We start from the raw sequence: 13127 nt of genomic DNA, 5'->3' as shown, positions 1-13127 counted from the left end.
GGTACCTCGCCCTTAACAGGTAAAAATATTACAAAAAGGAAAATACTGCTAGTTAAAACGTAAAAATTTGAAATAAATAGTATAAAAAAGAGGTGAGTAGATGGTGTTAGGAGAAAAAAAGCACCAATTTTTTCTAAAATAGCACATCAAAAATAACCAAAGCACCGAAAATGAGACTGGCAATGCCGTTGGTTGTAAAAAAAGCCAGGTTCACTTTACTCAAATCATTAGGTTTTACCAAGGTGTGTTGATAAATCAACATGCTCAAAAATATCCCCGCAGCCAACCAATGCAACCAACGGAATGGCTCGTATTGCAAGCCTTGTTGCCAACAGGCTAAAAGAATCATTGAGGCACTAAGCAGGTGTAATATTTCCGATAGGCGTAAGGCACCTTTGCGCCCCAAAACGACAGGAATCGAGTTGAGTTGTTGGGTGCGATCAAACTCTTCATCTTGCAAGGCATAGATGATGTCAAAACCCGAAACCCAAAACAAGACCGCAAAAGAATACAATAATGGTATCAGGTCAAAGCCACCACCTGTTGCCAAATACGCACCAATCGGAGCCAGCGCCAGGCCCAAACCCAGTACAAAATGGCACAGATAAGTAAATCTCTTGGTATAGCTATACCCCAAAACAACGAGGAGCGCGACAGGAGAAAGGTAAAAACAGAGTGGATTGATCAACCAGGCGCAGGCCATAAACAGGAGCGCAGTGGCAATCACAAAGAACAAAGCTGCTCGGGGAGAAATCACCCCTGCCGGAATCTCCCGAACCTTGGTGCGCGGATTCAACCCATCAATGTCCCGATCCAGATACCGGTTAAAAGCCATGGCTGCGCTGCGCGCAAAAATCATACACAACACGACCAATCCCAAGGTTCTCCAGCTGAATCCCGCTCCCGATTGCAAGGTACCCAAGGTAAAACCCAGCAAAGCAAAGGGCATTGCAAAAATAGTATGGCTGAATTTGATCAGGGAAAAGTAGGACTGCATGGATAAGGTTGAGGGAAGGTTGAGGAAGGTTGAGGCTACCGCGAGCGACTTAGACAAGATTCTAGTCAAAAACGCTCGCGGTAGCCTCAACCTCCCTCAACCTTCTAAACTAAAATTATTGTTGTTTCGCCGCAGCAGGATCTTCTTCCACCTCACCTTCCATGTAGCAGTAAGTTTCTGGTGGATTGGTATTGGCTACGATGGTTACACGTTTGCTTTGACCACCAAATTTGCCGGCAGAATCAAATACAACTACCAATTCGCCAACTTTACCTGGAGCGATGGGTTCTTTGGGCCAACTTGGTGTGGTACAACCACAAGAAGCTTTCGCATCGGCAATGATCAATGGTTCTTTACCCGTGTTTCTGAATTTGAATACGTGGCGTGCTTTGGCATCCGATTTGATTTTGCCAAAATTGTGGCGGTCACCACCGAGGAACTCGATCGAAGTCACTGGGCCTGATGGAACCTGGGGGCTCTGTGGTTGTTCTGCTGTAGCTTCGATGGGTTGTACACCCTCAGATACCGCAGCTTGAGCTTCTTCGCGAATTTTCTTATCATTGTTCTGACAGGCGAAAACGGTCGCTGACAGCAACAAAATCATGCTTGCTTTTTGAATAGCCTGCAACATTTTTGTGAATTTTATGATGAAAAACTAAAGAACTGCTAAAAAGGTTTAACCATTTACCTTTTCGCGCACAAATGTAGCGAAATTTAGCTATCGTACATGCGAATTGATCCACATTACAAAGTCGTTAACACCCTTTGCATTCAGGCATTGAGCAGCGCTCAGTGCACCTTTTCGGGCCGACAATACCCCGTAGTGAATGTCGTGAATACCTTGTCGACTATGTGCATCGGGATTGATGGAAATGAGCACTCCTTTATCCAAGGCATAAGGAATCCAAGTCCAGTCCAAGTCCAGTCGATACGGGCTCGCATTCAGTTCAATCGCTACTCCATTGGCAGCACAAGCATTGATTACTTTTTGGTGATCCAGGGGATAGCCTTGCCGGGAAAGCAACAAACGCCCGGTGGGATGGCCCAGGATACGGGTGTACGGATTTTCAACTGCTTTGATTATTCGTTGTGTAGCTTTGACTTCATCCATGCGCAAGTTGGAATGCACGGAAGCAATGATGACTTCAAATTTGGATAAAATAGCCTCAGGATAATCCAGCGAGCCGTCGTTCAGGATGTCACTTTCAATGCCCTTGAAAATACGGAAAGGGGCCAACTCCTGATTGAGGGCATCTATTTCGGCCATTTGACTGAGCACCCGTTCGGGTTGCATGCCATTGGCATAAAAGGCAGATTTGGAGTGATCACTCATCACCAGGTATTCATAACCCTGCTGTTTGCTGCACTCCGCCATTTCGCGCAGGGTATTGATCCCATCGCTGTAAGTCGAGTGGGTATGTACAACACCTTTAATGTCTGCAACTTCCACCAAGGTTGGAATCTCGCGGGACAAACCCCAGGCCTCTTCGCGCAATTCGGCGGGAAGAAAGGTTTGATTGACTTTGGCAAAAATCTCCGTTTCATCAGCCAAATCCCGGAAATCCTGATCGGGGTATTTTTCCAAAAAGGCCTGCATAAAATTGGGAGCAGCCGAATATTTGAATTGTTTGGATCCGAACTCTGTTGCTGCACATTGAAAAATTCGCACTGGATATTCATTGGTCGACAAAGCACTGGAATGGTCTGCTTGAGATTGAACGTTTTGCAGGCCAATTTTCACCAAAACGTCCCCTAGTTCAGCTTTTGTACCCAGCAATACGTCAATGGATTCCAGCACATTGGCGCAACGCCGAAAAGCCCCGGTAAATTCCATTTTCACCCCCGGCAGGGCTTGTTGCAATCCTTCCAGAATTTGGAGCCCCTCTTTTTCCAGTGTAGCGAAATGAAACTGATGGCGTGTTTTGAGGAAATATTGCAATTGTTGCCGCAATTCATTCTGGGTCTTTTCCCCAAAGCCTTTCAGCTCCAGCAAGCGGTTTTCATTGACGGCATACAACAACTCTCCGATGGTTTCGATGCCCAACTCCGCCCAAATGACCTTGATTTTTTTAGGCCCAAAACCCTTAATGTGCAACATCTCCTGGACACCCTCCGGGGTTTTGTCCAGGTATTGCTGAAGCGTATTCATTTTGCCAGTATCCAACAATTCGCGGATTTTTTCTGCAATGGCTGTCCCAACGCCTTTGATGGCGCTGATTTCAGCTGACTCCATTTCGGTGAGTGGCCGCTCCAGCTTGCGCAGGGTCAGGTAAGCATTTTGGTAGGAGCGAATTTTGAAAGGGTTTTCGCCGTGCAATTCCATGATGTCGCCAAGGAATTGAAAAACTTTGGCAATTTCCTTGTTGGACATGGCCGGGTGTTTTAGACAGTGAAATACTCGATGATGGTGCGAACCTGGGCTTCGGCAAAGAGGTCGATGATGTTGTCGTCCATCAACAACATGGCATCTTCATAGTTGTCAAAAAAGAGGTGCTCGACCAAAATGGCGGGCATACTGGTTTTGCGCAGGATGTAAAAGTTGGCCTCATTGTCGTGTTCGCTGCCACTTGGGGTGGTACGCATGGTGATCGACGTGCCTTTGGCGTACAAAGTGCGCAAGGAATTGACATTGTTCCAGTGAATGGAGGCTACTTTGTCGGATTCGGTCGTACCCGGAGAGGTATAAATTTCGAACCCTCGTGCGGTATGGCTGGCAAAAGCATTCGCATGGGTGGAGATAACCAGACTACGTTGGAATTTCCGGCCATACCAGTTGGCCATGTCCACCCGGTGTTGCAGGGAATTGTCCAGATAGTCGTGGTGCAAAGGCATGTAAGTAATGCCCAAGCGGTCCAGTTTCCGCATTACCTGATTGGTCAGCACCCGGTTCCATACCCCTTCGTAGAAGGTACTTCCTTGATGGAAAGTCCCTTTGGCGTGGCGAAACATCTTGGAAGGCGCAGTAGTGTATTCTCCAGCGCGATTGAGCCCGCCGTGGCCGGCGTCAATAAAAATGATGGTGTTGGGAAACATGGTTTTTTTTTAGGGTTCCAAAGTTCCAGCGTTCCAAAGTTCCAACTGGTCACCGAGCGTAGTCGAGGTGCCGGTTGGAACTTTGAGACCTTGTTTGTTTTTAGGCTTGCGCCTTAGGTGTACTGAAGTTCAACGGGAACGCTGGTTGCTCTTGCTCATCAATCGCTCCAAATTGGGCTTCATAACGTTTGACGTTGTCTGCAAGGGCACGCATCAGGCGTTTGGCATGGTCCGGAGTCAAGATGATGCGCGCTTTCACTTTAGCTTTGGGCACATTGGGTACCAGCCGCACAAAATCTACGACAAATTCCGAATGGGAATGCGAAATAATGGCCAGATTGGAGTAGGTCCCTTCGGCGATATCTTCAGGCAACTCGATGTTGATCTGGTTTGGATTGTTTTTATCGTCCATCGCGGATGTTTTTGAAAGTTGAGGGAGGTTGAGGAGGTTGAGGAAGGTTTAGGCTACCGCAAGCGTTTTGACAATGACCTTGTCCAAGTTGCTCGCGGTAGCCTAAACCTTCCTCAACCTCCCTCAACCTTCTAAACTATTTTTTAGCTTTCGCTCCCTTCGCTGGCGCTTTTTTCGCAGCAGCCTTTTTGACAGGTGCTTTTTTCGCAAAAGCATCGGGAACTTGTTCTTCAATGATTTTTTTCACTTCTTCCAGTGAAAGCAATGCTGCATCTTCAGCCTCCATTTTTTTACCATCGAGGCGTGGCAATTTCAACATGTCTTTCTTAAAACGAATGAAAGGCCCCCAACGGCCATTTTCGATGCTCACTTTTTCATCGGGCCAGTTTTGGATGAAGCGATTGGCTTCTTTTTCCATTTTGGCTTCGATGAGTTCGTGCATCTCTTCGGGCGTCAAGGTATCGAGATTATACTTCTTGGGGACGTTGATAAAGATGTCGTTCCATTTGATGAAAGGACCAAAACGACCAGTACCTTTCGTAACCGGAAATCCTTTATAAGTTGCAACGGGGGCGTCAATTTTTTCTTTTTCCAAAATCAACTCCATTGCGCGTTCCATGATTACACTCAGTGGGTCTTCACCTTTGGGAATGGAAATGAATTTTTCCCCAAAACGCACATAAGGACCATAACGGCCGGTGCCCACTGCTACTTCCAACCCTTTGTAATCACCCAAAATTTTGGGCAATTCAAACAACTTCATGGCCTCTTCCATTTCGATGGTGTCGATGGATTGTCCTGGTTTGAGGTTGGCGTAGCGAGGTTTTTCGCCGGGAATCAGCTCTTCTGGAGTTCCAATTTGGACCACAGGGCCCAAGCGAGTCATGCGGGTGAGTACGGAATAGCCAGTACCTTCCTCTTTGCCCAGGATTCTTTCGCGGGTGGGGCGATCGGCATTGGCCATGGTTTCTTCCACCACTTCATGGAAGGGCCAGTAAAAGGTTTCCAGCATTTTGGTCCACTCCCGAGTGCCTGCAGCAATGTCGTCAAACAACTTTTCGATTTCCGCTGTGAACTTGTAGTCCATGATTTTATCGAAATGTTGATCCAAAAAGTCACTCACCGTGGTGCCCATGTCGGTAGGAAACAAACGCCCTTTGATCACACCCGTCATTTCCGACAATTCCTTTTTGCTGATTTGGGCATCCTTCAGCGTCAATTCCCGGTAAGGGCGTGGAGTGCCGTCGCGGTTTTCTTTCACCACGTAACCCCGGCCTTCTTCCATAATTTTGCTGATGGTTGGTGCGTAGGTGGAAGGGCGACCAATGCCCAACTCTTCCAGTTTTTTCACCAAGCCAGCTTCGGTATAACGAGCGGCGGAGCGGGTAAAGCGCTCAGTAGCGGTCATAAAATTGAGGGGCAGCAACTGTCCTACTTTCAAGGGAGGCAATACACCGTGCTCTTCCTCGTCATCGTCATCGTCATTGGATTCGAGGTAGACCTTTAAAAAACCGTCAAACTTCAATACCTCACCCTCTGCCTGCAATCTTGCGTCAAGCTGAGTAGAAATACCAATGTCAACTACGGTTTTTTCCAGCTCGGCCTCGGCCATTTGGGAGGCGATGGTGCGTTTCCAGATCAATTCGTAGAGGCGCTTTTCGTCGCGATCTCCGGGAATGACCTGGTTTTCAATATAAGTTGGCCGAATTGCTTCGTGTGCCTCCTGGGCGTTGGCATTTTTGTTTTTGAACCTGCGGATTTCTACGTACTGTTTGCCAAATTGTTTTTCGATCTCCTGTGCAATCGATGCAATGGCCGATTCGCTCAAATTAATCGAATCCGTACGCATATAAGTGATAAAACCCGCTTCGTATAACTTTTGCGCAGTAACCATGGTGCGGTTTACCGAAAAACCCAACTTGCGGCTAGCTTCCTGCTGCAAGGTAGACGTGGTAAACGGCGCAGTAGGGCGGCGTTTGAGGGGTTTGACCTCAATACTGCGAATTTTGTAATCGGCGCCGATGCATTTTTTGAGGAAAGTTTCGGCATCTCCTTCTGTTTTGAGGCGATCCGGACCTTCAGCTTTGAGGCTTACTGTACGGCCTTGCTCGTTTTTTACATTAAATAAGGCGTCAATTTTGAAGTAGGGTTCCGATTTGAAGTTGTTGATCTCTCGTTCTTTTTCCACGACCAACTTCACGGCTACGGATTGAACCCGACCTGCTGAAAGTTTACCTTTTACTTTTTTCCACAGAATTTCAGACAATTCAAACCCGACCAAACGATCCAATACCCGCCGAGCTTGCTGAGCGTTGACCAGATTCAAATCAACGGTACGGGGCTGCTTTACCGCATTTTCAATGGCAGGTTTGGTGATTTCGCGAAAGACGATGCGTTTGGTCGACTTGGGATCCAAACCCAACACTTCACACAAATGCCAGGAAATTGCTTCTCCTTCCCGGTCTTCGTCCGTTGCTAGCCATACCTCGTCGACCTTCTTGACCCAATCTTTTAACTCTTTGACTACCTTGTGCTTCTCTGGAGAAATGGTGTATTTAGGCCGAAAACCATCCTTTACATCCACCGCCTGATTGCCCTTGTCAAGGTCTCGCACGTGGCCATAGCTCGAACGCACCGCAAAGTCCTTTCCGAGGTACTTTTCGATGGTTTTGGCCTTTGCTGGCGACTCTACAATGAGCAAGTTCTTCGACATATTCTTTCGTTTTAAATAACCAGGTTCCCTTTTCGACGGGACAAAAGTATAAATTTTATGATAAAACCTACACCTTCACAATTCACACTTTATACTGGGCAAGCACAAGGGATTGCCCCAACTGTTTTTTATCTTTGCGCTTTTGAAACGAAAAAGAATGAAAAACATATATGTAGCCGCAACCAGTCAACATGTGGGCAAAACCACAACTACGCTGGGTTTGGTGGCCAATTTCATTGAAAAAGGCTACAAAACTGGGTATTGTAAACCAGTGGGACAGCAGCACGTAACCATTAACGGAATTACTGCCGATAAAGATGCAGTATTGTTCTCAGAAGTGACTGGATTCGAAATTATTCCTGATTTGCACAGCCCAGTAATCATTGGTCGGGGGGTAACCAAAGCTTTTTTGGATCAGCCGGATCAGTATCACTTTGAAGAAAAACTCCTGGCAGCCAAAAAAGTTTTAAGTGAGCAATACGATATTGTAGTGTATGAGGGCACCGGGCACCCCGGAGTAGGCAGTATTGTCAACTTGAGCAACGCCAGAGTAGCCAAAATCCTCGACGCCGGGGTCATCATGGTAGTGGAAGGCGGAATTGGCAGCACCATCGATATGCTGAATATGTGTACCGCATTGTTTCGAGAAGAAAATGTACCCATTGTGGGCGTGATCGTCAACAAGGTCAGGCCGGAAAAGATGGAAGAAACGCGGTTTTACCTCCAACGCAAGCTCGATCAAATGGGTTATCCCCTTCTAGGGCTCTTGCCTTACGAACAGTCTTTGTCACTCCCGATCATGGAAATGATCCGCAAAGCGGTGGATGGCAAAATCCTGATGAATGAAGACTGCATGAACAATAAGGTGGAAGACATCATTGCGGGTTCGTTGGTGGATGTGGATGAGTTCCACAAATTCGAGAACCTGCTATTGGTCACCAGTACCATCCGGCTCAATCAGGTCATTGAAAAAGTGGAATCGGTGGCCAGGATGAAAAATTTAAAAACTTCCCCCTTGTCTGGCGTTATTGTGACCAGTGATGGTCGGCACCACCGTTGGTTGGATTTAGCGGATTTGAACCATCCGTATTTTTCCAAACACAAAATCCCGGTCATCACCACTACCCTAGACACTTACGGTTCGGTGGTAAAAATCACCCGCATCGAAGTCAAAATCAACAACCGTACTCCCTGGAAAACCAAACGTGCCGTTGAATTATTCCACGAACACGTAGACATTGATAAACTACTTAAAAATGATGAGTGATGAATGATGAGTGATGAATTTAACGGGATTCTAATCCAGCATTAAAACATTACTCAGACTCCAATTCATCATTCATCACTCATCACTCTTAATTTCAAAATCGTGCTAACCGCAATCTCTCCCATCGACGGCCGCTACGCCGATAAAACTGCAGCCCTGAGCAATTATTTCTCCGAATACGCGCTGATTCGTTACCGTGTATTGGTGGAAGTGGAATATTTTATTGCGCTGGTGCGCTATCCATTGCCCCAGTTGGCCAGTTTTCCTGAAGAAAAATTGGCTGATTTGATTCGCATCAGCAATCAAATGACCCTGGAAGACGCCCAGCGCATCAAAGACATCGAACGTGTAACCAACCATGATGTAAAAGCGGTGGAGTATTTTTTGAAAGAAAAATTTGACCAGTTCGGCTTGCAACGCTACAAGGAATTCATCCACTTTGGCTTGACTTCCCAGGACGTCAACAATACGGCGATTCCCCTATCCACCCGGCATGCCTTGGAGCAGGAATACTACCCCGGTTTGGAAAAAGTACGCAATGAGCTGGCGACGATGGCCAAAACCTGGGCGGACATCGCCATGCTGGCCCGCACGCACGGTCAACCAGCCTCCCCTACCCGTTTGGGCAAAGAAATCCAGGTTTTTGTGGCCCGTTTGGATCAGCAATTGGAATTGTTGAAAGCAGTTCCACACAGTGCCAAGTTTGGTGGTGCAACTGGCAATTTCAACGCCCATTACGTGGCTTATCCCGACATCGACTGGCAACAATTCGCCTGGGCTTTTTTGCACGATAATCTGGGCCTGGAGCGCTCTGAACCGACTACCCAAATTGAGCACTACGACAACCTCGCTGCCCAGTGTCAGGCACTCATGCGCATCAACACCATCCTGATTGACCTATGCCGGGATATTTGGACTTACATCTCGATGGAGTATTTCAAACAAAGGGTAGTTGCGGGTGAGGTGGGCTCATCTGCCATGCCGCATAAGGTGAACCCTATTGATTTTGAAAATGCGGAGGGTAACCTGGGCTTAGCCAATGCCATTTTCGCCCATTTGGCCGAAAAATTGCCGATTTCCCGCCTACAACGTGATTTGACAGACAGCACCGTACTCCGCAACCTCGGGGTGCCTTTTGCTCATACGCTGATTGCGTTTCAATCCCTCCGCAAGGGTTTGAGCAAATTGCTGCTCAATGAAGCCCAACTGCGCCAGGATTTGGAGGACAACTGGATGGTGGTGGCCGAAGCCATTCAAACCATCTTGCGCCGTGAAGCGTATCCAGAGCCTTACGAAGCGCTGAAAGCACTCACGAGGGGCAAAGCCAAGATTAGCGCAGAGGACATTCATGCGTTTATTGATACCTTGGAAGTGAGTCAGGCCATTAAATCTGAGTTGCTCAACATTACGCCGTGGAACTATACTGGTAGGTAAAACCTGCTTAGGTGATTCTAAGGTGTCTATGGTTTCTTAGGTGGTAAAAAAGAAAAACCTTATTTCACCACCTAAGAAACCATAGACACCAAAGTGACACCTCAGTTTATTTTTTCTTCCCCCCATTCCGTACCAAGTACGAAAAACTCAACATCACATAGCGCGACAGCGCATTCACCTGCTCATCCACTAAGGTATTCAATTGAGCATTCCGGCTGACCCCCTGATTGCGGCCCAGCAAATCATAGGCAGAAAGGCGTAATTGCCCTTTTTTACCTTCCAATACATACGCGCTAAAGGAGGCATTCCATATCGGCAAACTGCGTTGAAAACCATCGCCTAAGCCACTGTAAACAATGTAATTGAACTGCGACTCAATGCTATATTTTTCTTTGGCGAAAGGTCGGCGGAAGTAAGAACCGAAGGTGCTTTGTAAAAAATTGCGGTTCAAATCCGCATTGCTGGAATAAGTATTGGCCGTAAAGTTCATTCTGCTGCTGATCGACCATTCCCATTTCTTTTGCTTCTGGTTGGTAATGGACAAATTGCCGCCATGCCGCCGGGAGTAAGTGGTATTTTGCAAACGGTTGATGAATGTCAAATTACGTCCAAAACCATGATCCGTTCCCACGCTGAAACGAATGCCCCAAGCTTTCACAGGAAACACGTAGTAGATGTTACTACTGGTAGAATAGTCGTTGCTCACGTTTTGAGGCGTGGATTTGGTCACTAATTGTTCATCTATTTCCTGAACGGTCTGGATTTTATCGGTGGTCAAAGTACCATTCAAACTAAAGAGAAAAGTGGTCCCTTTTTTGGAATCGAATAAGTTGTAGCGCAAGGAGCCATTGTAGCGCAACTCCGGCGTCAGTGTAGGGTTCCCGATGTAATAACGCAATGCATCGGTGACTTCCTGGACGGGTTGCAATTGCCGGATGCTCGGCAAATTCAAGCTTTGATCCAGGTTGATGCTCAGGGTTTTGGATTGTTTGGGGCGATAGGTCAAATTAAAGGAGGGCAATAAATAATCGTATTGCTGATTGACCGCTGCTTCCTGCAAAAACAGGCCGCCTCGTAGGAAAGTATTTTCCCAACGCACGCGGCCACCAAAGTCCAGTTTTTTGTAATCCGCTTGAATCCCTAAAGTAGTATGATTGCGAAATACATCACTCAACAAATGATTGCTTTGTTGATCATTGATCAGCAACTGCCCTGCATCCTGTACATCCGACACGAGGCGTTTGTCGTTGTTGACTGATGAGCGGTAATTGTAGGTGGCGTGTAGTGAAAAACGTTTGCTCAAGGGTTCCGAAAAAGAAATTTGTGCGCTCCAGTTTTCGGTATCATTGCCCGTATTGCGTTCCTGATGGATCAGTACTTCACGTTCAGACGCCGTAGCGGTGGCAAAAAAGAAGTTGCGCGATTGATTGGTGGAAAAGTTTTGATTGTCGTTGGTATCCCAATCGAGATCGAGGTTCAGGTTGCGGCCTTTTTTACCCAAACGTTTGCGAAACGTGAATTCAAGGTTGCCGCCCAGGCTTTCGTTTTCACCCCGATTGTTCCGTTGGCTGGTATTACGGGGGCCCGTCAATAGATCACTAGCGAGGGATTGGTAATCATAAACGTTGTTCCCATTGCGCATGGACATACCTCCCACCAGTCGAAAACCCCACATGGTATCGCGGCGGTTGGATTCAAAGGTCAGGTTCAGGTTTTGATTGAGGCTGAAGTTGTCGTTTTTACTGGTGTCCTGATTGATGATGGTTTGGTCGGCCAGATAGCGCTCAACCCTAGCAATCCGATCCAAATTCCGATCCGACAAATTCAGGCGGTAATTGCCATAAATTTGCCACTTGCGGGGCAATTCCTGGGAGAAGTTCAAACCACTGTTTACATTGGTATTGATCCCGCCCGAAGGCAGTGCCTTGGATTCTGTAAGCCCCCGTTCCGACACGTCGTTGTTGCCATTGCGATTGACGTTGTTGGCGGATAAGGTGCCGGTCAGCCGGCGTTTGGGAGAAAATTTATTCAAGGTACCTACCAAATCGAATTGCTGAGGCGGCCCAACACCCAGGGTTGATTTGCCAAAATTGGCCTTTTGCCGATCGGGTTTGGTTTTGATGTTGAGGATTTTTTCCCGTTGCCCATCGTCAATCCCGGAAAATTCAGCCTTATCGGATTTTTTATCGATGATTTGGATCTTGTCCACGGCATCAGCCGGTAGCATCTTAAGGGCCATTTTGATGTCGGTGCCAAAAAATTCCTTGCCATCCACCATGATTTTTTTGATGTCTTCGCCCTGGACTTTCAGGGTACCGTCGGGGTCAAGTTCCATGCCCGGCATTTTTTTGAGCATGTCTTCCACCGCGTCATGGGCCTGTACTTTGACCAGACTGGCGCTTAATTCCAGGGTATCACCGCGTACAGTGATGGGGATCCGATTGGCGGTAATTTCGGTGGTTTGCAGAAGGTTTTGTCTGGTTTTGAGTTGTACATCGCCCAGGTTGATTTCGCGGGTTCCTTTTTCAATCGTCAGGATTTGCTCCCAAGTCTCAAAGCCCAAGTAGCTGATTTGCAAGCGGTAAATACCTGGTCTCACCCCGGATAATTCGATCAATCCGGCATCGTCGCTCAAATCATACCCAAACAAAGAAGAATCCTGAACAACATACAAGGCGGTGGTGGCACGAGGCAGGATTTGGCTCGTGGAATCGATGATTTTGCCAAAAATTCGGGTTTGAGCGTGGATCCCGCACACAGTGGTAACGAGTAAAAAGAGCAGCAAGCAGTGGGTATACTTCATGTACAAGTTAAGTCTATTGGCTTCAAGGACAAAGATTGGAATTAAAGTGTTGCAGTAAAACGAAAGGACCGCTTGATTTTTGTTGTAAAATATACATTTATTCAAAATTCTCTTCCAAAAACTTAAACAAGCTTTAACAAAAAAAGATGCGCCTCCCCCACTCCTAGCATTGGGGAGGCGCCTTCACATAAAGCCAGTAATTAAACCCATTAATCAGTTATCGTTAAAAGTGAAAAGCGAATAGTGAAAAGCGAAAAGCAAGTCACCATCACTGTACTCTCATGGGTAACTGGTCGGTTCTGGCATCAAAAAACTTTTTCTTTACTTTTTTGTAACTATTTAGCAGCCGCCTTCGGCGGCTGCTAAATATGAAAATAAAAAGTATCTTAGGGCATCAAAAACATTGAGTTGGAGCTACCAAAAACAGTCGAAGGCTGCCACGTTGTGATCAATCAACTGCTGTTGATT

9 protein-coding genes are annotated in these 13127 nt (G+C 46.9%); 2 read left to right on the top strand and 7 right to left on the bottom strand.

What is annotated here, in order from left to right; all coding sequences use genetic code 11:
• Window positions 1–133: 133 nt before the first annotated feature.
• The 6 genes from ACEW9O_RS24410 to topA all read right to left on the bottom strand — a co-directional run bounded on the left by ACEW9O_RS24410 (window position 134) and on the right by topA (window position 7155).
• Window positions 134–997 (bottom strand): UbiA-like polyprenyltransferase, encoded by an 864-nt coding sequence (locus ACEW9O_RS24410; protein WP_373552839.1) that lies wholly within the window; start codon window positions 995–997, stop codon window positions 134–136.
• 115 nt (window positions 998–1112) lie between these two features.
• The gene (locus ACEW9O_RS24405) at window positions 1113–1628 is read right to left on the bottom strand and encodes a DUF1573 domain-containing protein (protein WP_373552838.1); all 516 of its coding nucleotides are present in this window, start codon (window positions 1626–1628) and stop codon (window positions 1113–1115) included.
• A gap of 87 nt (window positions 1629–1715) precedes the next feature.
• Window positions 1716–3368: a helix-hairpin-helix domain-containing protein gene (locus tag ACEW9O_RS24400; protein ID WP_373552837.1), complete on the bottom strand. Its 1653-nt coding sequence runs from the start codon at window positions 3366–3368 to the stop codon at window positions 1716–1718.
• An 11-nt stretch (window positions 3369–3379) separates the two neighbouring features.
• Window positions 3380–4030, bottom strand: a complete 651-nt coding sequence (locus ACEW9O_RS24395; RefSeq protein ID WP_373552836.1) for an N-acetylmuramoyl-L-alanine amidase — start codon at window positions 4028–4030, stop codon at window positions 3380–3382.
• A 100-nt stretch (window positions 4031–4130) separates the two neighbouring features.
• On the bottom strand, window positions 4131–4442 hold the full coding sequence (locus ACEW9O_RS24390; RefSeq protein WP_373552835.1) for a DUF3467 domain-containing protein: 312 nt from the start codon (window positions 4440–4442) through the stop codon (window positions 4131–4133).
• Window positions 4443–4578: 136 nt separating this feature from the next.
• Window positions 4579–7155 carry a type I DNA topoisomerase gene (gene topA, locus ACEW9O_RS24385; RefSeq protein WP_373552834.1) on the bottom strand — a complete coding sequence of 859 codons (2577 nt, stop codon included), beginning with the start codon at window positions 7153–7155 and terminating at the stop codon, window positions 4579–4581.
• A 157-nt stretch (window positions 7156–7312) separates the two neighbouring features.
• On the opposite strand from topA, the gene ACEW9O_RS24380 reads away from it, so the two are divergent.
• Window positions 7313–8422, top strand: coding sequence for an AAA family ATPase (locus ACEW9O_RS24380; RefSeq protein WP_373552833.1), 1110 nt, complete (start codon window positions 7313–7315; stop codon window positions 8420–8422).
• A gap of 102 nt (window positions 8423–8524) precedes the next feature.
• Entirely contained in the window at window positions 8525–9856 is a 1332-nt protein-coding gene (purB, locus tag ACEW9O_RS24375) for an adenylosuccinate lyase (protein ID WP_373552832.1), read from the top strand.
• A gap of 106 nt (window positions 9857–9962) precedes the next feature.
• Here the strand turns inward: purB and ACEW9O_RS24370 are convergent, their stop codons facing one another.
• Entirely contained in the window at window positions 9963–12659 is a 2697-nt protein-coding gene (locus tag ACEW9O_RS24370; protein ID WP_373552831.1) for an outer membrane beta-barrel family protein, read from the bottom strand.
• Window positions 12660–13127 lie beyond the last annotated feature (468 nt).

It is taken from the genome of Haliscomenobacter sp. (genome assembly GCF_041740695.1).
Lineage (GTDB): Bacteria > Bacteroidota > Bacteroidia > Chitinophagales > Saprospiraceae > Haliscomenobacter.
This window is presented reverse-complemented; position numbering and strand designations above follow the sequence as displayed.

Excerpts from the sequence above, each read along its gene's own strand:
- ACEW9O_RS24400 (WP_373552837.1), bottom strand. The coding sequence starts at position 3,368 with ATGTCCAACAAGGAAATTGCCAAAGTTTTTCAATTCCTTGGCGACATC.
- ACEW9O_RS24380 (WP_373552833.1), top strand. The coding sequence starts at position 7,313 with ATGAAAAACATATATGTAGCCGCAACCAGTCAACATGTGGGCAAAACC.
- ACEW9O_RS24370 (WP_373552831.1), bottom strand. The coding sequence starts at position 12,659 with ATGAAGTATACCCACTGCTTGCTGCTCTTTTTACTCGTTACCACTGTG.
- ACEW9O_RS24395 (WP_373552836.1), bottom strand. The coding sequence starts at position 4,030 with ATGTTTCCCAACACCATCATTTTTATTGACGCCGGCCACGGCGGGCTC.
- ACEW9O_RS24390 (WP_373552835.1), bottom strand. The coding sequence starts at position 4,442 with ATGGACGATAAAAACAATCCAAACCAGATCAACATCGAGTTGCCTGAA.
- topA (WP_373552834.1), bottom strand. The coding sequence starts at position 7,155 with ATGTCGAAGAACTTGCTCATTGTAGAGTCGCCAGCAAAGGCCAAAACC.
- ACEW9O_RS24410 (WP_373552839.1), bottom strand. The coding sequence starts at position 997 with ATGCAGTCCTACTTTTCCCTGATCAAATTCAGCCATACTATTTTTGCA.
- ACEW9O_RS24405 (WP_373552838.1), bottom strand. The coding sequence starts at position 1,628 with ATGTTGCAGGCTATTCAAAAAGCAAGCATGATTTTGTTGCTGTCAGCG.